General features: G+C 42.0%; 20 protein-coding genes. 4 read left to right on the top strand and 16 right to left on the bottom strand.

Translation table 11 applies throughout. The features are described from left to right. Positions 1-144 precede the first annotated feature (144 nt). Positions 145-1077, top strand: a complete 933-nt coding sequence (locus tag AC58UU_RS25410; RefSeq protein WP_497319834.1) for a zinc dependent phospholipase C family protein — start codon at positions 145-147, stop codon at positions 1075-1077. Here AC58UU_RS25410 and AC58UU_RS25415 read toward each other — a convergent pair. The 4 genes from AC58UU_RS25415 to AC58UU_RS25430 are packed head-to-tail and all read right to left on the bottom strand — an operon-like array spanning position 1074 to position 6077. Continuing rightward, complete coding sequence (locus AC58UU_RS25415; protein ID WP_497319835.1) at positions 1074-2768, bottom strand: M3 family oligoendopeptidase; 1695 nt, start codon at positions 2766-2768, stop codon at positions 1074-1076. The genes AC58UU_RS25410 and AC58UU_RS25415 overlap by 4 nt on opposite strands. A 45-nt stretch (positions 2769-2813) precedes the next feature. Further along, positions 2814-3119, bottom strand: a complete 306-nt coding sequence (locus AC58UU_RS25420; protein WP_497319836.1) for a YciI family protein — start codon at positions 3117-3119, stop codon at positions 2814-2816. Further along, a complete protein-coding gene (locus AC58UU_RS25425) occupies positions 3106-3813 on the bottom strand; it encodes a uracil-DNA glycosylase (protein WP_497319837.1) in 708 nt (235 codons plus the stop codon). The genes AC58UU_RS25420 and AC58UU_RS25425 overlap by 14 nt, the downstream gene beginning before the upstream one ends. An 11-nt stretch (positions 3814-3824) precedes the next feature. Next, the gene (locus AC58UU_RS25430) at positions 3825-6077 is read right to left on the bottom strand and encodes a type IA DNA topoisomerase (RefSeq protein WP_497319838.1); all 2253 of its coding nucleotides are present in this window, start codon (positions 6075-6077) and stop codon (positions 3825-3827) included. Positions 6078-6276: 199 nt separating this feature from the next. On the opposite strand from AC58UU_RS25430, the gene AC58UU_RS25435 reads away from it, so the two are divergent. Next, complete coding sequence (locus AC58UU_RS25435) at positions 6277-7380, top strand: glycosyltransferase family 4 protein (protein WP_497319839.1); 1104 nt, start codon at positions 6277-6279, stop codon at positions 7378-7380. Positions 7381-7390: 10 nt separating this feature from the next. Further along, positions 7391-8158 (top strand): YheC/YheD family protein, encoded by a 768-nt coding sequence (locus AC58UU_RS25440; RefSeq protein WP_497319840.1) that lies wholly within the window; start codon positions 7391-7393, stop codon positions 8156-8158. Between the two features lie 66 nt (positions 8159-8224). On the opposite strand, the gene AC58UU_RS25445 is transcribed toward AC58UU_RS25440, so the two are convergent. After that, entirely contained in the window at positions 8225-8812 is a 588-nt protein-coding gene (locus AC58UU_RS25445) for a DedA family protein (RefSeq protein WP_497319841.1), read from the bottom strand. Between the two features lie 276 nt (positions 8813-9088). Here AC58UU_RS25445 and AC58UU_RS25450 point away from each other — a divergent pair, with 276 nt between their 5' ends. Next, the gene (locus AC58UU_RS25450) at positions 9089-9607 is read left to right on the top strand and encodes a C40 family peptidase (RefSeq protein ID WP_497319842.1); all 519 of its coding nucleotides are present in this window, start codon (positions 9089-9091) and stop codon (positions 9605-9607) included. Between the two features lie 171 nt (positions 9608-9778). Here the strand turns inward: AC58UU_RS25450 and AC58UU_RS25455 are convergent, their stop codons facing one another. The 11 genes from AC58UU_RS25455 to AC58UU_RS25505 all read right to left on the bottom strand — a co-directional run bounded on the left by AC58UU_RS25455 (position 9779) and on the right by AC58UU_RS25505 (position 20165). After that, a complete protein-coding gene (locus tag AC58UU_RS25455; protein ID WP_497319843.1) occupies positions 9779-10933 on the bottom strand; it encodes an MGDG synthase family glycosyltransferase in 1155 nt (384 codons plus the stop codon). Then, positions 10934-11620 (bottom strand): response regulator transcription factor, encoded by a 687-nt coding sequence (locus AC58UU_RS25460; protein WP_497319844.1) that lies wholly within the window; start codon positions 11618-11620, stop codon positions 10934-10936. Next, complete coding sequence (locus AC58UU_RS25465) at positions 11617-13095, bottom strand: sensor histidine kinase (RefSeq protein ID WP_497319845.1); 1479 nt, start codon at positions 13093-13095, stop codon at positions 11617-11619. The genes AC58UU_RS25460 and AC58UU_RS25465 overlap by 4 nt, the downstream gene beginning before the upstream one ends. Positions 13096-13112: 17 nt before the next feature. Next, positions 13113-13859, bottom strand: a complete 747-nt coding sequence (locus AC58UU_RS25470; RefSeq protein WP_497319846.1) for a DUF2705 family protein — start codon at positions 13857-13859, stop codon at positions 13113-13115. After that, positions 13852-14589 (bottom strand): ABC transporter ATP-binding protein, encoded by a 738-nt coding sequence (locus AC58UU_RS25475; RefSeq protein ID WP_497319847.1) that lies wholly within the window; start codon positions 14587-14589, stop codon positions 13852-13854. The genes AC58UU_RS25470 and AC58UU_RS25475 overlap by 8 nt, the downstream gene beginning before the upstream one ends. Before the next feature lie 91 nt (positions 14590-14680). Continuing rightward, positions 14681-15601, bottom strand: a complete 921-nt coding sequence (locus AC58UU_RS25480; protein WP_497319848.1) for a hypothetical protein — start codon at positions 15599-15601, stop codon at positions 14681-14683. A gap of 209 nt (positions 15602-15810) precedes the next feature. Next, on the bottom strand, positions 15811-16818 hold the full coding sequence (locus AC58UU_RS25485; RefSeq protein ID WP_497319849.1) for an alkaline phosphatase family protein: 1008 nt from the start codon (positions 16816-16818) through the stop codon (positions 15811-15813). A 28-nt stretch (positions 16819-16846) separates the two neighbouring features. Beyond that, positions 16847-17365, bottom strand: coding sequence for a hypothetical protein (locus AC58UU_RS25490; protein ID WP_497319850.1), 519 nt, complete (start codon positions 17363-17365; stop codon positions 16847-16849). Further along, the gene (locus AC58UU_RS25495) at positions 17362-17982 is read right to left on the bottom strand and encodes a phosphatase PAP2 family protein (protein WP_497319851.1); all 621 of its coding nucleotides are present in this window, start codon (positions 17980-17982) and stop codon (positions 17362-17364) included. Before AC58UU_RS25495 ends, AC58UU_RS25490 begins: the two co-directional genes overlap by 4 nt. Before the next feature lie 93 nt (positions 17983-18075). Continuing rightward, the gene (locus AC58UU_RS25500; RefSeq protein WP_497319853.1) at positions 18076-19494 is read right to left on the bottom strand and encodes a HAMP domain-containing sensor histidine kinase; all 1419 of its coding nucleotides are present in this window, start codon (positions 19492-19494) and stop codon (positions 18076-18078) included. Next, positions 19491-20165, bottom strand: a complete 675-nt coding sequence (locus AC58UU_RS25505) for a response regulator transcription factor (protein WP_497319854.1) — start codon at positions 20163-20165, stop codon at positions 19491-19493. Before AC58UU_RS25505 ends, AC58UU_RS25500 begins: the two co-directional genes overlap by 4 nt. Between the last annotated feature and the right edge of the window lie 91 nt (positions 20166-20256).

Here is a 20256-nt window from a genome sequence, read left to right on the forward strand (position 1 = left end):
TCGACGATGTAAAGATTATTCCTCCTGTAACAGCTCTTAGTTGATCAAATAGTTCATGAAATGTGCCCTTAAAATTCCTCTTTATGATAAAATAAAATGGTTCTTTCATGTATGTTTGTACATCACTTATTAGGAGGGGCACAATTGCCTAACATCTGGACACATCTGATTTTCGGTCAAGAATTAATGAACCAATTGGGGCATGCCAATATGCTTAGTGATAAGCAGCTGCGACATGTTTTCTCCCTTGGCTGCCAAGGACCGGATTTCTTGTTCTATCATAACTTCTTACCTTGGAAAAAAGACAAGAAACTCAATCAATTGGGAAGTCTCATGCATACGAAAGCATGCGGTCCGTTCTTAATGGATCTACTTTCCCATATGCAAGGCAGGGGCTTGTATAATCCCGCTGTTGTTTATGCACTTGGATTCCTTACACACCATATTCTCGACCGCAACATGCATCCCTACGTTTTTTACAAATCAGGCTTCAAGAAATGGGATCACCAACGATTTGAGATTATTATGGACACACTCATTGTTCGTCGCAAACTTGGACTACAGACATGGAATACGCCTGTATGGAAAGAAATAGATGTTGGAGAAGCTCTGCCCCTCGGCATTGTTCCAGCGCTTGCCCACGCTGCTGCCATTCACTATCCTGACCATGCATCGCAGGTTTCTGAGAAGGATTGGAACGATGCTTACATCGACATGATTCGAGCTCAACGCTTGTTCCACGATCCGAAAGGAATCAAACGTTTATTCACCTTCGGTCAAATATCGCCTTTGGTCTATACCAAGCATCCGGCTCCGCTTGATTATTTAAACGAAGCCAAGACGGTTTGGAATTGTCCTACATCATTAGATGAAACGTACACATACAGCATTTGGGACTTATGGGATATTGCGATGGAAGATGGACAAATCGTCCTCCAAGCAGCCATACAAGCCTTACAACGAGGTTCTTCGGCTGATTACCAAGCCTTAGAAGAAGTTCTCGGCAATCGCTCCTATGAAACTGGTAAGGACTGTGACAGCGGACTGCAAATCACTCATGTCCAGCCTATGATTTAAAGCTTAGCATCATCAACCTGATCAAGCCATGAATCGATATGACCAATTACCGATGCCACACAGCCTTCTTTGAAGGGTGAAATTAGCTTCGCGACTTGAACAAGCTCTGTGAAATTCAGACTTCCGCCTTGCTGACAAAGTCTTAAGTAATCCTCCCAAGCTAATTCTTGATTTTCATTAGCTCGTTTCCAGAATTGAAACGCACACACTTGCGCAAGTGTGTAATCAATGTAGTAAAACGGGCTTTTGTAAATGTGGGCCTGCTGCTGCCAAAAGCCCCCTCTATCCAAATAGTCGTTATCCTCGTATACACGATGCGGCAAATATTTGCGCTCAACCTCGCGCCAAACTAGCTTACGCTCAGCGGGTGTCATTTCCGGCTGCTCATAGATCCTGTGTTGAAATTCATCTACCGCAACACCGTATGGAATGAATAAGAGTGATTCACTTAGATGCTTGAATTTATACTTATCTGTGTCTTCCTCGAAGAACAACGACATCCAAGGCCAAGCGAGAAACTCCATGCTCATGGAGTGGATTTCACAGGCTTCCAAGGTAGGGAATATGTATTCAGGTACTTGAAACTCTCGGCTGCTATAGCCCTGGAAAGCATGACCTACTTCGTGCGTTAAGACATCAATGTCACCTGAAGTTCCGTTAAAGTTAGAGAAAATGTATGGTGCTTTGTATGTACTAATATAAGAGCAATAACCACCTACGCGTTTTCCCTTCTTAGCCACTAGATCCATCAAACCGTTATCGATCATAAAGGTAAAAAAATCATCCGTTTCTGGGGATAGCTCTGCATACATCTTACGAGCTTGTTCCACAATCCAATCCGCATCGCCTTTTGGCGTCGCATTCCCTGAGGCGAAACCAAACTTGTCATCATAATAGTGCAGCGAGTCTACGCCAATTCTAGCCTTCTGCCGTTCCTTTAGTTTGGATGCCACCGGTACAATGTGTTCAAGAACTTGATTCCTAAATACTTCCACGTCTTTGGCATTATAATCTGAGCGGTTCAAACGAGCGTACGCGAGTTCAACAAAATTGTTGTATCCGAGCTTCTTAGCGATGAGCGCACGAATCTTCACTAATTGGTCATACAGTTCATCCAATTTCGCTTCATTCTCTATAAAAAAGCTATATTTCACATCATTCGCTTCTTTACGGACTTTTCGGTCTGTTGATAATTGAAAAGGCACGAGTTGGGATAAATTTCGTTCTTCCCCTGCATAAATTAGCTTCGCAGAAGCAAGCAGCTTAGAATATTCACTGGCCAGTTTGTTTTCTTGTACGAGATCTTCAACAATTTCCGGCGAAAAGGTTTTCAATGATAAGGAGGCAATCGTAAACAGCTGCTTCCCCCATTTGACTTCTAACTCTGAACGATAGGAGGATTCAATGAGTGCTTTATAAAACTCTGTAATCAACCCTTGATATAAAGGCTCAATTTCATCGAGATACTCTTGCTCAGCTTTGTAAAATTCATCATTTGTATCCACACTGTGACGAATCCGCGCAATAGATTCCATAGATTCCAATTCACTTCGCAGGCTAACGATGGCTTCCATCGCTTGGTCTTGATCGCCAAACGAATTTGCTCGTTTAAACGCCTCTAAAAGCTCCTTAAATTTAATTTCAAAAGCGCTAAAGTCGGGTCTTTCGTACTTAAATTCTTGAAATTTCATTGGATTCACTCCTTTGATTTCTCGCCAGAACAACTGGCAGACTAATTACATAACTGCAATACTGTAGGGAAACAATTCACTGGTCATAAGTTGATTAGCAACAGCAGGGTCTTGTTCCATGATCAGTGTAGCTTCTAACTCATTATCCACCCTTAGGATAACAATGCCAAATGTTTTTTCGTCAAAAGTTTGTGTTCTTCCTGCTAAAATGAGCTCTCCCTCCTCTTTCAACTGTAAAAGGTATTGAAAGTGCTCTTCAACAATTTTTTCTTCTCTTTCTGTCCAAATGCTGCGGTCTAGAAAAGCAGGTTTTAATCGTAAGACATAAATGAATTCTTTATGGTCGCTCATTACTCCCGCTCCTTGCCAATAAATTTGGTATTTGCCAATCAATTTCCGAACTTCCAAGATCTCTAAGATACGCATTCGCTTGCGAAAAAGGCTTACTGCCAAAAAATCCGCGATACGAAGAAAGCGGACTTGGGTGAACTGATTTTATGGTAACATGCTTCGTTGTATCAATGAGACGTTGCTTGGTCTGTGCATGACTTCCCCACAGTACAAAAATGATCGGCTTCTCCCGATCACTTAGCGTCGTTATGATTTTGTCTGTAAAACGTTCCCACCCTTTTCCCTTATGCGAATTCGGCATGTCTGCTCTTACTGTTAGAACCGTGTTCAATAGCAGCACGCCTTGTTCTGCCCAAACCTTCAAGTAGCCGTTATCAGGGATATAGCAGCCAAGGTCAGACTGTAATTCTTTATACATATTTTGCAAAGATGGCGGTGTCGGTATACCTGGTTTAACGGAAAAACTGAGGCCATGGGCTTGGCCTCTACCGTGATAGGGATCTTGTCCTAAAATAACGACTTTGGTATTCGCATAAGATGTTAAATGAAGTGCACTATAAATCTCATTTTGCTCAGGAAAAATAGTTTGTGTTGTGTATTCATCATTGAGAAAATTTTGCAAAGCATGGAAATAGGGCTCTTGAAACTCTGAACCCAATAAAGAAGCCCAGTCGTTTGTTAAATGGCTCACCATTCTTCCTCCTATCACTCCGTTTCCGTGCCGAGCTCACCCGTATCGATGTTTCTCAGCACGATTCGTCCATCCGCTGCTGTACCATCAGCAAGTACGAGCTTCAGCTTCGTCGTTTTCCCTTTATTTACGAGCGCTTGAACTTGAGCGTCCGTTAGATTCCGGCCAAAGCTTTCTTTCCAGATGACGAATTTGCAGCCTTCCTTATAATGCGAGCAGCCGTAACCTTTACGTCCCATGAAAAGGGAGCCTCCGCACCCTGGTCTTGGACAAGTAGCTAGGAACGTACTAGCTCCATCTGTTTGTTTAGCAGGAGCCGCTTTCTTAGCTGCAGCTGCTGTTTTGGTGCCGCCTGTTGATGCCGCACTCGATCGTGCAGAACCGCGTTTGGGTGCACCTGCAGGAGGCGTCTCGCCTTCGAAAGCTGTTTTGGAAGCTCTAGCCTGCACGCGAACCTTATCAACGATAAGCGTTGCGAATCTTTTGACGTTATGCATAAACTGCTCGTCCGAAGCTGTTCCTCGGGAAATTTCATTCAGCCTGCGCTCCCATTGCCCAGTCATCTCAGGTGAAGTCAGCAGCTCAATGCCTGCGCCGCGAATTAATTCAACAACCGTTCTCCCCTTCTGGGTCAAGACGATTTTCTTGCCCTGCATGTCGATGTAACCAACCTTCTTGAGACGCTCGATGGTCGCTGCACGAGTTGCTGGAGTGCCGAGTCCCGAATCCTTCATCGCATCGCGGAGTTCCTCATCCTCAATCTGCTTGCCGGCGCTTTCCATGGCTTTGAGCAGCGTTCCTTCATTAAAGTGCTTAGGCGGCTGCGTATCTTTTTCCTTCACGATCGCGTCATGGCAAAGGACATTCCCCTGTGGATCGATTGAGAAAGGCTCGTTTACTTCAACCTCTTCGTCTTCTTCCTCATCCTTCTCCTTGCCCTTCGTGCTCTTCGCCTTTTCCTTTTTCTGATCAGCGTAGATGACCTTCCAACCTAATTGGAGCAGTTCTTTGACCGTTGTTTTAAACATTTCTTGTTCAACTTCAGTCATCACTGTATGAACCTTATACTCAGCCGGTGGATAGAACTGGGATAAGAAACGCCTTACAATCAAATCGTACAATTTCTGTTCATCCGGACTCAATCCCGATGCTTTGCGATTCGTTGGAAGGATCGCATGGTGATCTTCAACTTTGCTCGGATTGCAAATAAACTTGTTATTTTTGTGCACCAGATTACGATTTGCCCCTTGCACAAGATCATGGTAAGCCGTTCCTTGTAAAGCGGATAAGGACTTGTGCATTTCCGGAATATTTTGCTCAGTCACATAGTTGGAATTGGTTCTAGGATAGGAAATGACCTTATGCTTCTCATAAAGTGCCTGAGCCGTATCCAGCGTCTTCTTTGCCGAGAAGGCGTATTTCCCATTCGCCTCACGCTGAAGCAGTGTCAAGTCATACAATTTGAACGGGTATTCCTTCGTCTCTTTCACTTCATAGGAAATAATCCGTGCTGGTTTCCCTTTGACTTTGGCTGCAAGCGCTTCGACCTTAGGTCCGTCCGTCAAACGCTCTCCCTGCCACATGCCTCTATACGTCGTCTCGCCTTGTGTAAAATGCCCCTCTAGCTCATAAAATTTGAGCGAAGAGAAGGCTTCGATCTGCTTCTGACGGTCATAAATAAGCGCAAGTACGGGCGTTTGGACGCGGCCAACGGAAAGCAGGACGTTATGCTTCGTTGTGAATGCACGTGAGCCATTCATTCCGATTAGCCAGTCTGCTTCACTGCGTGAGCGCGCGGCGCGCGTTAAATTCTCGTATTCAGCACCATCCTTTAATGTTGCGAAGCCATTTCGAATCGTCTCCGAGGTTAAATCGGAAATCCAGAGACGCTTAACAGGCTGATTCAGTTTAAGATGCCGCTGAATAAGCGAGAAGATGTGCTGCCCTTCTCTCCCCGCATCGCACGCATTAACAAGCATGTCGCATTTCTTCGCAAGCTCTGCAATCACCTTAAGCTGATCGTACGTCCGCGGGTTTGGAATCAACTTAAATTCATCTGGAATAATCGGCAGGTGGTTAATATTCCATTTTTTATATTTATCATCGTATTGATCAGGTTCAGCCAACTCAATTAAGTGTCCAATTGCCCAGGTGATGATATATTGTTCACCTTCTAGATGGGACCTCATATTTTTGGCTTTGGGCTCTATTGCGGCGGCTATATTACGTCCCATATCGGGTTTTTCCGCAATAATTAATGTCTTCAAGAGAGTATCGCTCCTTAATTGAACTTTCTAAGTGATCAGAATCTGTCGCCTCAGTGTATCCCACTTTATAAATGGCTGCAATATGGTAACGATCGAAAAATTTTATTTTTCCAAGTAGACTTTACTCCAAGTCCCTTCACTTCCTTTGAATATGATAACTGGAAACATCAAATGAAGCCAAGAGGTGAAGGTTCTTATTATGCATATTCTGATTATTGCTCCTGAACAAATCCCCGTCCCTCCTCCCGTCGGAGGCTCTGTGGAACATTGTATTTACCAAATTGCCAAAAAAATATCCCCTAAGCATAGAGTGACCATTATAAGTCGACTGCGCGCCAATTACCCGAAGAAAAGCAGATTAGGTCATATCACAATTCTTCGAGTATCCGGTTCCAATAAACGAGCCTATTTATCTAATGTACTTAAGACTGTCAAAGGACATCATTATGATAGGATTCAAATCGATAATCGCCCTAGATTTGTGCATGCCGTAAGAAAAGCATTCCCACATACGCCTATCTCTGTTTTTTTGCATTCAACGACGTTTATTTCCCCACCTATGACATCCAAAAAACAAGCCGCAAGCGATCTCAGTGGTGCTAATCGCATTATTTGCAACAGCCTTTCGCTGCAAAATCACCTGAAACGAACCTTCCCAAAAATCAGCCATAAGGTACGTTACGTTCATTTGGGCGTTGATCTCGCTCAATTCCGTCCTCGTAAAGAGAAAGAGCATTCAACAGGCGGTCGCTTTGTCATTCTGTTTGCAGGCAGGTTAATTCCGAAGAAAGGAATTCCCGTGCTGATGAAAGCCACACAGATCGTTAGAAAATCCATCCCTTCAGCGAAGCTTTACATTGCCGGCGGAACTGGCAAGCCAAGCTACAAGCAATACTTGAAACAATTAGCTTCCTCACTTCGAATTCCAGTGAAATTCAAGGGTTACGTTTCACGCAGTCAAATGCCTCGTTTCTATCGATCTGGGGATTGTTTCGTCTGCCCATCTCAAGGTCATGAAGCATTTGGACTAGTGAATGTGGAAGCGATGGCATCCGGCATTCCAGCGATCGCCTCCAGAAATGGCGGGATTCCCGAAATTATACAGCACGAGCACAATGGACTTTTAGTTGTGAATTATCGAAGCCCTGAGGCATTTGCTAAAGAAATTATTAAACTAGCCAAAGACCCTTCTAAGGCCAAAAGACTGGCCAAGCAAGCCCGGCTAGATGTAACAAGAAAATTTAGTTGGCGAGCCACTGCAAGCAAATTAGAAAAGATTTATGCGTCGAAAAATTCCACGTAGAGGTGCTGTTATGTCAATGAATCGAGCTAGTACAGTCGGCAGCAAATGGATCAAGACGAAAGTTCTCTTATTAAACAAAGAACTTCGCAAATTTGTTCCGGAAACAAGAATCTACAGTCAACAGAACCTGCTTGCTATGCTAAATAAATATAAGATGGTTTATGTCAAACCCAACAATGGCACTTCCGGCCAGGGCATTATTCGTGTAGAGAAAAATGAGACTTATCGATTTCAGTCCGGAAAAGCAGCAAAATCCTTTCGAACTTATTTAGGTTTATTCGGTGCTCTAAACAAAGCCAAGTTAAACAGATCCTATTTGGTCCAGCAAGGCATTCATCTCTTAACCCATCAAAATAAAATTTTCGACACACGCATTATGGTACAAAAAAGCCCTAAGAAAACTTGGGAAGCTACTGGTTATATCGGTCGTGTTGCTCATCCACACAAAATAGTGACGAACTTTCATAATAGCGGTAAACCGCTGCCATTAGAATTATTACTTGCTCCCTACTTAAAGAATCAGAAAAAAGATGATTATATCAAATGCTTACGACATCTAGGATATCAAATCGCAACGCATTACCAGAAGATTTATCCGGGATTTAAAGAAATTGGTGTTGATATTGGTATCGATAAAGCTTTGAAACCATGGGTACTAGAAGTAAACACAGCGCCTGACCCCTTTATATTTAACCAATTAAATGATAAAAAAATGTTCTTCAAAGTTCTGCGTTATTCGCGAGCGAACGGCCGATTCTTACCCAAAAAACGTAAGTAACTTTTGTTTCCTAATGTTAGTAAAAACCTCCAATCCCACTTGAATGGGACTGGAGGTTTATTTGCTTTATGAGGTTAGACGGCGTTGGCGAACCATCATCTTAGTTAACAAGCCAAGACCTATAATAACAGCCGCGACAATAATCCATATTGGATGATGGAATTGTGTATAGATGTGGTGCCACGCTTTTCCAAGCTTTTGACCAAGAAGAACAATAACCAAAATCCAAGCCAAAGCGCCAAAGTACGAGATACTCATGAATTTGGTGAACCGCATTCTCGTAGCCCCTGCAATGAAAGGAGCGGCATGCCTTAGCCCAGCTACATAATAGCCAACTAAAAGTAAAATGGCACCATGCTTTTTAAAATGTTCTGCCCACTTTTCTAATCTGTTCTCGGAAAGCTTAATCCACTTTGTTACCTTGCTGATTCGTTTTAAACCAACACTTTTTCCTAGCAGGTAATTAAGTGTCATCCCGGCACAAGCACCAAGCCAAGCAAAACCGATGATACCACCTATATGAAGATTAGCTTTTAACGCTATATAGCCTGCTCCAAGCAGAATAATCTCAATCGGAAGCGGTATGCCTACGATGCCAATGAAAAGTAACAAAAATATACCCGGATAGCCATATTGGGTGATTAAATTGATCATAGTATGATGATTCATTTTGTTCACCTGCCTCGTAATAATCGTACCATAGGAATGTGAGAAGACCATGAGAATAAAATGAGATGTGGAACATACCTTTGTTCTTTCTTGTCAAGGTTTTTGGCCTCATTGGATTCTCATGGTTTTCTAATAAACCTCGTTTCAGCCTGATTTGACCTAGTATTCCCCTATCGTTGGTAATCTATAGGTCATTCTTGATGTGTTAAGGTTATCCCAGGTGGAAGCCTAAAACACGATCCTGAAGGAGGACAACCAATCATGAACAACATGAAAAAGAACCGCCTAAGTAAATCGCTATTAGGAATTACACTTAGTGTATCCTTATTTGCATCAGCTAATCTAATAGCGGCACCTCAATCCGCACATGCTGCAAGCGCAGCTTATATAACAGCAGCTTCGACATCGATGTCTGGTAAAGCAAATAGTATTATCTCTACAGGTAAGCAGTACCTTGGCGTGAGCTACAATTTCGGAGCACAGAAAAGCACTACAAGTTCATTTGACTGCTCGTCTTTTACGCAATATGTATATGGGAAGAATGGGATTAGTTTGCCCCGTTCATCCAAGCAGCAATCACAGGTAGGTACATTTGTGCCTAGAAATCAGCTTCAACCTGGAGACCTTGTCTTCTTCTATTCACCCATTCATCATGTCGGTATTTATATGGGTAATGGTAAGGTTCTTCACACGTACGGCAATCCTGGCGTAACGATTTCAGATATGAATTCCGGTTGGTGGAGCAGAAATTACAAAACTGCTCGCCGCGTGATTAACTAATCCGGATATTCACTTAGTTCCATCATATACCGCTGTCCTTACCTGCAAAAAGCTCCTTACAGATATCCATCTGTGAAGGAGCTTTTTTCATTCATTAAATGACTTTACTTTCTTCATGATCTCCGCTTTTAATCATCTAGACTCTCCTTCATCCGGATCAATACTCTCATCTTATATGGATAGCGAAACTGGTTTAATATTCATTCTAAGCATCATATCATTCACGATGTGAACAGCCGCTTGACTTCGTTGCAATGCTCTCATGCGTTCTTTTATTTCTTCATGCAAGCTTGGATGATTGATTAAATAACTGATTTTACTGGTAAATTCCTTCATATTAGTAGAAATCGAAGCCATCCCGCGGCTAGAGAGATATAAGGCATTTTCCTTTTCTTGACCGGCATAGGGCCTATAAATAAAGATAGGCAGTCGTAAAACAATAGCCTCTGTCAATGTTAATCCCCCTGCTTTCGTTACAATACAAGTTGCCTGAGACATCCATTCATGCACATTGTCAACAAATCCAAGAATCGTTATACCCGGAAAAGCAGCAAATTCGTCTTCAAGCTTACCTTTCAACCTCTCATTTCGGCCACAAACAACGACCAATTGACAATTGTCCAGTAAAGCTAGCTCATTTAACATTTCCTCTATATAGCTAGTGACACCGCTGTCTGATGCCATAATAAGAATGATCTTCTTTTTTTGACTTTGGGTGTTGGTATTCCTCTCATTTGCGAACTCTTGTCGCAACGGAATTCCGCTAACCTCAATACGGTCCTTGCTGAATCCTCTGAAAATGATTTGCTGTTTTAATTCTTCCGTAGCCACATAGTATTTATCTACATTCGGGTGTAACCAACTGGCATGTAAAGCGTAATCCGTAAGTACAGTGACATTCGTAATACCCATAGAACTGCACACTTCCGGCGATGCGCCAAATGGGAAGGTGTTAACAACAACATCCGGACGCTCTTGATGAATAAGTTCTCTCAACTTCTTTTTACCAAGATAGGTCATGGATCTCTGGAATAAAGCGGTCCGTTTGGTTTCACGGGTTAAGTAATAGCTCCAGCCGTAATAATCAAGTCCTATGCGAGAACTTTTTGTGCTTTTGTTTATTAGCGAGGTAGTAATTAAGTTAATGAATGGATGGCCTTCTTGCATCAGATTGACAATCTTCACCTGATCTACACCTTGCCTCAAGAATTGCTGCTGCAAGGCTTTTGAAGCTTGTAGATGTCCGTTACCATAGCTAGCTGTAAGTATCAATACACGAGGATTCTCATTCATGCTCAAGGAATAACCACCTTTCATCGCATACATCTATAAGCGAAAACGATAACCTGCACCCCATACCGTTTCAATATATTGAGCGTTGGATGCATCTATTTCAATCTTCTCTCTTATTTTACGAATATGGACCGTAACAGTCTGTGGATCTCCCATTGCTTCCATTCCCCATATACGGTCGAAAAGGTGATCCTTGCTGTACACACGATTCGGATTCATAGCCAAAAAATAGAGTAAATCAAATTCCTTCGTCGTAAGGCTAATTTCCTGCTCATGAACGAAAACGCGACGGGAACCATAATCGATCAAAAGACCATGTATGCGAATTTCTTCACTGTTTTCTTTGGTGCCTATTAATCGCTCATAGCGTGCCAAATGCGCTTTAACTCTTGCAACCAGTTCTCCAGGTTTAAACGGCTTTGTAATATAGTCATCTGCCCCAAGACCAAGGCCCCTAATTACATCGATATCCTCTTTTTTTGCAGTTACCATCAGGATAGGAATTTGATGCTTCTCGCGAATTTGCTTGCATACTTCGAATCCGTTCAATAGAGGGAGCATGACATCAAGAATGATTAGATCATACTCTCCACTGAGACCTAGCTTCAAACCTTGCTCGCCATCCATCGCGATATCAACTTTAAAGCCACTCACTTCCAAATAATCACGTTCGAGTTCAGCAATAAGTTGTTCATCTTCTACAATTAATAGTCGTTTCATTCGTTTTCACCGTCTTTGTGCCTTCTAAGCGGCAAGTTGATAGTCATACAAGTCCCTTCACCTTTCATACTGCGCGCCCCAATGGATCCGCCATGACCTTCGATCATTTGCTTCGAAATCGCTAATCCCAAACCGCTCCCCCCATTATTACTGTTCCTGGACGGATCTGCTCGGTAAAAGCGATCAAAAATATGCGGAAGCGCCTCCGCATCCATACCTACTCCATTATCTGTAATTTCAATGATGACATGTTCCCCAGCTATCCTAGCGTGCAGACCAATATGTTTCTCTGGTTTATTCATATATTTTAAGCTATTGTCCATTATGTTAGTGAAAACGCGTTTCATTTTATCCCGATCAATCGAGACCTCAATATGCTTGTGTAACGCGATATCTGACTTATAATGAACGCCTTGTTTGCCAAGTTCAAATTCAAGTTCATCGGACCAATCTTCTAAAAAAGATGCGAAATCAACAACTTCAAAATTGAAGGGCATCCGCTTCAAATCCAATTTGGAATATAGAAATAATTCATCAATTAAATGATCCATCTCTTCAGCCTTGGATGAAATGATTTCGATGTATTTTTGTTTTTTGTCAGGGGTATCGGCTATTCCGTCACCTAGACCATCTACATAGCCTCTAATCGCTGTAAGAGGTGTCCGAATATCGTGTGAAATGTTAGAGATAAGCTCTTTACGATTTTCTTCGTATTGAATTTGCGTATGAATAGACTCTCGCAATTGTTTTCGCATTTGTTCAAAGGCTATGCTGAGTTGCCCAATTTCATCCTTACTTGTGATCTGTACTTGGAAATCTAGATCACCAGATTGAATCCTTTTCATAGCATTCTTTAACTTTCGGAGAGGGGTAATGATACTTTTTGAGACAAAATAGGTTAACAAGGTATGCGTGAGAATCAGAATAATAAGTAACGTGATAAAAAGAATAGGGAAAAATTTCTGCGTGAAATTGACGATCGGATTCACCGTCGTAATAATGAAAACACTTCCCGGTTGTTGTCCGACATAATAAAAATCGAAAGAGGTTACTCCCAGTAACTCTCTCCCATACCGCTTGGCATCTTCCCGTTCTGGATGTCCAGGGTGCTTGAATGCAGGCAGCTGCTGGAGTACATCTGATCCTTGCAAGGTTGGAGAAACATAGATTAACGTATTATCCTTACGTACAACCAGCTTTGAATTACTTAACTGAAGCTCTTGATCAATATCCGCTAAGTACGCTGAGTCGGCTAGGATGGACGGATTTTTCTCCGAGGAACGTTTCATATCTTTAAGCGTATGTTCCACATTCTGATTCTCGAATAGTCCGATACCAGATCCATACTGATCACGGATACTTTGGAAATCGCCTTTAAAAACAACGACCAATAGAACAGCTGTAATAATCATCATAACAAGTGGAATTAGCAGCATCGCCGCATAGGAAAGCAATAACTTCAGACGAATGGACATGAGTAGATTCCCCGTTTTTATACTTCTTTTCTATCAAATTTATAGTAACCAAGTGCCAAAAACAACATACAACTGGAAATCAGGAACAGAGACGTAGTCAATAGCTTACCCGCGGAAACGGTTTGACTGAGCCATAACATATGCCAATCCGTATAGGAGGCAGGTGAAAACGCAGCAATAGAGCTCATCAAGAATGGAGCAATTTTGGCAGCCGCGTATAGCACGAGTGAAAAGACCATGAAGCTGCTGGCACTTTTGAAAAACTGAGAAACGAATACAAACAAGGCTGACAAAGCAAACATGGAGACAAATGCAGCGATGTAAGCTTTCAACATATGGAACGAATCCGTGAAATTGGCTGATGTCCCAGCAAATAGGTTGCAGATAAAGGTAACGATACCGAGTAGAATCAGAATTCCCGCAATACCTGTACCGAGAGCAGCGACTTTTGTTCCAAAGACTTGAAAGCGTGAATTCGGACGAAGCAAAGCAAGCTTCAGCGTTCTTGATGCCACTTCATTTGGGAATAAATCGCCAGTAATCGTTAAGATAAACAGTGGAATCCATATACTTGTATAAATCGTTAACATCTCAATCGGAAAGGACTGGCTTACGGCAATAAGCCCAAGAATTGGTTGTAAGGCATTGAGAGAAATGGCAAGCAGTACAGGAAGAATCGCTGAAAAGATAGCGAACATAACTACTTTCTTCCGATACAACAGCAAGTAAAGTTCATTTAAGTAACCGGCGCGCCATCTATGCACAATCTTTGTCCTCCTTGGAAAGTTGAAGTTCGTCTATATAGAATTGCTCTAAGGATTGATTGCTTTGCAGCAGTTCGGATACGTACCCTTCTTTCTTCAAATGTCCTTCTACGACAATCCCAACCCGATTACATAACTGTTCTAGCTCATGAATCATATGGCTTGAGATTAAGAAAGACGTTCCCTTCTCATCGGACAGCTGCTTAATCAACTTTCGAAACATCACCGTACCTTCGATATCCAGACCGTTCGTAGGCTCATCCAGGATGACAAGCATAGGTTCCGGCAGGATAGCCGCGGCAAGTGCTAGCTTTTGTTTCATACCTGTTGAATAGCCTTTGATTTTCTCCTTACGAACTTTGAACAAGCCCACAAGATCCAAGACTTCTTCTATTCCCTTTGGCGTGACATTCGGATAGAACCGGGCGACAAGTTCTAAGTACTGCCATGCGCTAAGAAAGTCATGAAAATCTGCCGATTCAATCATGCTGCCTACATGCTGCATACCTTGTTCGAATTGTTCAACGAGATTGGCATTAAACAATGTGATAGTCCCTTGATCTGGACGAATTAAACCTGTTATCAACTTTAGAAACGTTGTTTTTCCAGCGCCATTTGGCCCAAGTAATCCATATACATCTCCTGCATGCAGCTGGAGACTCATATCACGAATTCCCCGGTCATTGCCATATACTTTGCTTAAATGAGCCGTCTCTAATATGGTGTTCACTAAGATTCCCCTTTTCTTATAAGATAAAGCAGATAGGCTCGGACAGGGAAGCCTATCTGCTGTTACCTAATAGTTTTACAAATGCTGATAATTATTCGTTATCGTCTTGTTTACCTTGGTGATCATGTTTTAATGTTTGTACGGTTTTGCCAGCCAGATCAATGGTTTCAGGTGTTGTGCTGTTATAACCGGACAGATCCGCTTGAAGGTGAAGGGTAACTTGGTGCACCGCTCCACTATCGTCTTTACCAGAGACCGTTAAATCTGCTTCTTGATGAGAGATATAATTATTAGCATTTACGGTTGCCTTAATGGATACTTTATCGATTTTGATATCTTGCGTCAGCTGTGGAGCCGCGTTTTTCAAGAAATCTTCTTTGAACGGCAGCTCATTTGCTTTTACGGCGTCATCATTAGTCTCACCGTCATTCTCTTCTTTGGTTGCTTCTTTAATTGCAATCGGTGCAAGAGCGTTGACTACAGTAGGAATCTGAGCGTTGTCAAGTTGAATGGCGATCTCTTTAGACCCATCCGCTTTTGTATCAACGGCCACATAGTCCTTCAGATTACCAACTAAAGCGTCGATAACGGTCTCTACTTGCTGAGGAATGTCAGTTTCATTCAGCTTTTTCTCGGTTTTGTGTTTCTTTCCGCCTTCTTGTTTCACGAAATACACATCGCTAGCGTTAGATTTAAGTACGGTTTGATCATTTTGCTTATAGAAGCTTAACGATTGCTGTGCACCATTTGCTAACACATCTGCGGTTCCGCTTGCCGTTTTCGTATCCAGGCTCACTTTGAAGTTTCCATTTGCACTTGCAAGCACATTACCGTTATCTTGTAAAGCTGCTGATGCTTGTACAGCTACATTTTGAACGGTTTTGGTGTTTTTCAGAGCAGATTTATAGGCATCATACCCAGATGTACTCGCCAATGCACTAAACCCAGTCGTCACCATGACAATACTACTGATTCCAACAGCGCTACCTAACATTAACCATTTCTTTTTCATTTTTTTCCTCCTAATATAGGGATCTTTGAGTGGAGCTCAAAGTCTCTCCTTATGGGCTTACAACTACATCTTAGTCAACAAAAGTGAAGTGCTTGTGAAGCATTTCTTAAATCTTTCTTAACTCTCTGTCCACAAAAAGAAAAATCCGTTTAACAACTAAACGGATTTCCATACAGCTTCACATGGGGGTGAGTTATTTGGTTTTATCTTTACTTCCAAATACCTTGAATAGTAGTAACATCAGCTGTACCGCCCAAATAAGGCAGTTTATACATCTCTTCTAACGTACGTAATACATTCAAATGCGTAATATGCTGATCATATTTGGCCGGTTTGATCATAGGTCCTACAAAGATTGTAGGGATATGATTGTCTTTGGAATTATCATCTTCGTCCCACGTTAGAATGAGCAAGCTGTTATGGCTTTGAGCCCAGGTTACATAAGGACCTATATGTTTTTTCAGCCAATCATCTGCGCCTAGAATGGTCCCGTCATGCATGTCATTATCCAAATTAGGGATGACGAAAGAAACCGTTGGCAGTTTGCTAAAGTCTTTTGGGAATTGTTCAAAAGGTTGATTACTCTCTTTGGCAACATTGGAGAAACTCACCCATGGACTGTGTTTTCGGCCATATTGGTGATTCGTACAAGCGGTTGAACCCATCGAAGGTAAATCCTCCGAGTAGCCTGCGAAAGAATAGCCTGCCTTAACTAGTTCGCTTGCCAAATTAGCTGTTTTAAATGCATGGCCGCAAGAATTATCTTTAACACCTTGGTCTGAGCCGGAAAATAGGACGAAATAATTAGGCTGACTTGGATGTGTTACCGCATAGGAATGTGTGAAGAATGCACCTTGTCCAGCCAACGTATTGATATAAGGAGCTGAGGCATTGCCAATCAATTTCTCATAGGAATGATTCTCTTCTACCACAATAACAACATGATCGGGTTTACCCCCTTCGGAAACTGCCGGATTAGGCACTTTCGGTGGAGCTGAAGCCGTGGACAACGGACTAGGTGAAGGTGTTAAGGTCGGTATTGGTACTTCTTGTGCAACAGGTTTATTCGTAATTACAGGGGAAGCCGCTTTCGATGCAGCGGGAGTTGCTGTTTGAGTTTGTGGTTGGGTTGATGTCGCTACATGACCTTGATCCGGATTGGAACAAGCTGTCACCACTAACATGAGAAGCGATACTGCCATATATGTTTTTTTCAATTGGTGTCCTCCCTTCATTCCCCTCTTATCAAAGGAATGCATGAATCAAAAATAAAACAGCGAAGATTAGCCCTAATCGCAAATGCCATTTCCGATCAAGTCCTCGGGATCGAAATACCCCTGCAATCGGTACAGGCAATAAGGCAAGTCCTGCGAGCAGTCCACTGATATTAGCAAAGTCTAGCTTGATACCATATAGAAAAGCACCCACGATATGCAAAAAAATGACGCCGATTGCAAGAATGGCGATAGGCGTATGGAATTCCCGAGTTATTTTCAAAAGGGTAATAGTACCCCTTTTCAGTATAAGCCATTGTTCCACCCATCGTCTCTGTATAATTGTTTTGAGCACATAGTACGCTAGAACGACAAATAATAAAATTCTTGCTTGAGATCCATAATTTTTATATAAACCTTTGAACGTGCGATCATGCCACTGTACAGATGGTGTATGGAACATTGTCCATAAACCAAAAATGACGATCAACAGTGTAATTCCAAGACTAAGAATCACCCATTTACGGTCTTTCACCCAGAATGTATTCATAATTTGTTTACCGAAGATTGCGGCGCTTCGTTCCTGCGCCAAATTCTTGACTCGACAGCTTCATACCAATAGATGAATTTCGTCAACCATTTCAGTGCCAGCGACGAACGCTTAAATAACTGATTTATGAGGACCGCGGCAGCAATTCCAATTACAGCACCTGCAATGACATCAGATGGATAATGAATACCTGTCCATATTCTTGAGAAAGCAATACCTGCTGCTAATACAAGCCATAACTTTCCATCTTTTCTCCGGTTTATCCAAATGGAAGTAGCTATTACGAAAGCACCGATTGCATGGTCACTTGGGAAGGAGGCATTGGCCGGATGAGAGATCAGTTGAATGACATTATGTGTGACAAACGGGCGATCCCGATAGAAGAAATGCGCAAGTAAACCGCTGAAAGTTACTGCCACACATGCGGATAGAAGTGCTTCAGCAACCATTCTACGCTTGACCTCATGCCTAGTAAACCAATAAATGACAATCCCGATGTAAAACACGTACTCCGCATAAGAAGCTAACAAACGCATAATTGGGTTTAGAGCGGGTAGGGTAATCCCTAATTGATTAATAAGTTGAAACCAATGATAATCCAACTGAGTAAAGCTCATCTTCATCATTCCTTTATTTATACTGAATGCTCTAAAAAATAAGCATTTACATTGACTTTACAAGATGAAGATGAGAACAAAATGAGAAATGTCCTATTTCATAATTTGATTAATAGGTAATTTAATTATAACTGTGGTCCCTTCGTTTTCCTTGCTTCGGATGGTTATTTCCCCCTGATACTTGTGTACGAATTGCTTGGCAATGGACAACCCCAGCCCTGTACCCGCTATCTCACGATTTCTTGCTTTATCAACACGATAGAACCGATCAAACACATAAGGCAATTCGTCTTGCGGAATGCCTATTCCATGATCTTCTATGGTAATTTGCACTTCATTTAACAATCGTAGTCCCTCAATAACGATCCTTCTATCTTGCATAGTATATTTAACCGCGTTATCCAGAATGATCAAAAGAATTTGCTCCAGGTGCAGCGGGCTTATGGATACCAGGGCATCCCTCATTTTCTCCGTATTCACTTGAAATACAAATTCGGGATTGAGAACCTCAAATCTTTTGAGCGTCTCTTGGATAACGGGTTCTATTTGAATGGGCTCATTGATTTCAGAATCGAGGTGAGTTTCTACCCTTGTTAGGGTCAGAAGTTCTTCGACAATCCCTTTCAAGCGCCTAGTCTCTTGTAGTGAAGCTTGCAAGGATTCATCTAAGACTTCAGGATCCGATTTACCCCAGCGATTTAAGAGGGACAAGTGACCTTCCAATATCGTGATTGGTGTTCTCAGCTCATGTGAGGCATCCTCAACAAATTGCTTTTGTTGGCGAAAGGAGACTTCCAACTGATTCATCAATTCATTAAATAGCTGCGCTAAACTGGATAATTCATCTCCATTTTCTATGTTGCTAACGCGCTCTGTCAGCCCTTTCTCCTTCACACTTCGAATCGTAGCTGCCAATGCCCGAATAGGACGCATCAATTGCTTCGCGATAGCCAGACCACTAATTGCACTAATGAAAATAGCCAACACCCCACCGATCAGCATAACCCAGAATAACGTCTGACTAAAATGATCGAACGTTTCTAGATTACTTGCGAACTCTAAGGTTCCAACAAACTTTGTCGTTATGAATGGACTCCTATAAATGAGAATGTGTTCTTCCTTGTGGGTGGTATCTAATAATTCTGGCGCTGTCACTGTTCTAGGTGTAACCCAATTTTCATCAAAATGATTCGATACCGTCAGAAGTGGCTCTCCATTCTTTCCGATAATGCGTACTAATTGGTTTTTTCCAATCAGTTTTTCTATGTAGGGTCGAGCTTCCGTTATCAGCAAGGCATCCATTGTATTGGATTTTTCATGTAAATAGTCTTGAAGCTGCGCCATACTAACTTGAATTTTGTCTTTCTCTTGATTCATCATCCACTGCTTGAGAACTAAATATTGGGAGAAATTATAGGTTGCAAATAAAAGGAAGATGAGTGTAGTTGCTCCTAACATGAGCTTCCATTTGATGGGGAGTAGTCGAATTAAACGAGTTAATCGTTCCATCATCGCATCACGTATCCAATTCCCCGAACCGTTTGAATACAGCTATTCTCGCCAGCTTGATCTAACTTGTTCCTCAAATACCTTACATAAACATCGACAACATTCGTCTCCACTAACGAATCATACCCCCATACATGATCCAAAAGCATATCGCGCGTCAGCACGAGATTAAAGTTTTTCATGAACATCACTAATAAGTCGAACTCACGTTTAGTAAGCTCAACGATTTGCTTGTCTTTATAAACTATTCGGGCATCTATATCGACATCAATATTGTGAAAAGAAAGCATAGCATGCGGGTCTTTTCCATCGAGTTCGATACGACGGAAAATAGCCCTTATCCTAGCCAATAATTCCTCAATGGCAAAAGGTTTGGGCATATAATCATCGGCACCACTATCTAAGCCTGTTACACGATCGACAACACTATCTCTGGCTGTCAACATGAGGATTGGGGTCTTCTTCGCTGCACGAATACGACGACAGACCTCAATTCCATTCAGTTCTGGCAGCATAATATCTAACAATATCAAGTCCCAATGGTCTTGAAGGGCTAATGCTAATCCTGTTTTTCCATCGTAAGCTGTCTGTACTTCGAACGATTCATGCTCCAGTTCCAATTGAATAAAACGAACTAGGTTTTTTTCGTCTTCTATGAGTAATACCCGTTTCATCGATATCTCCCTTGTCTCGTTAATCCTCTAAGTATAAGCTATGTAGATGAGAAATTAATGAGAATTTCCCTGTGAACCAGTCACTACCTAG

The organism is Paenibacillus sp. JT22N1 (genome assembly GCF_059692155.1).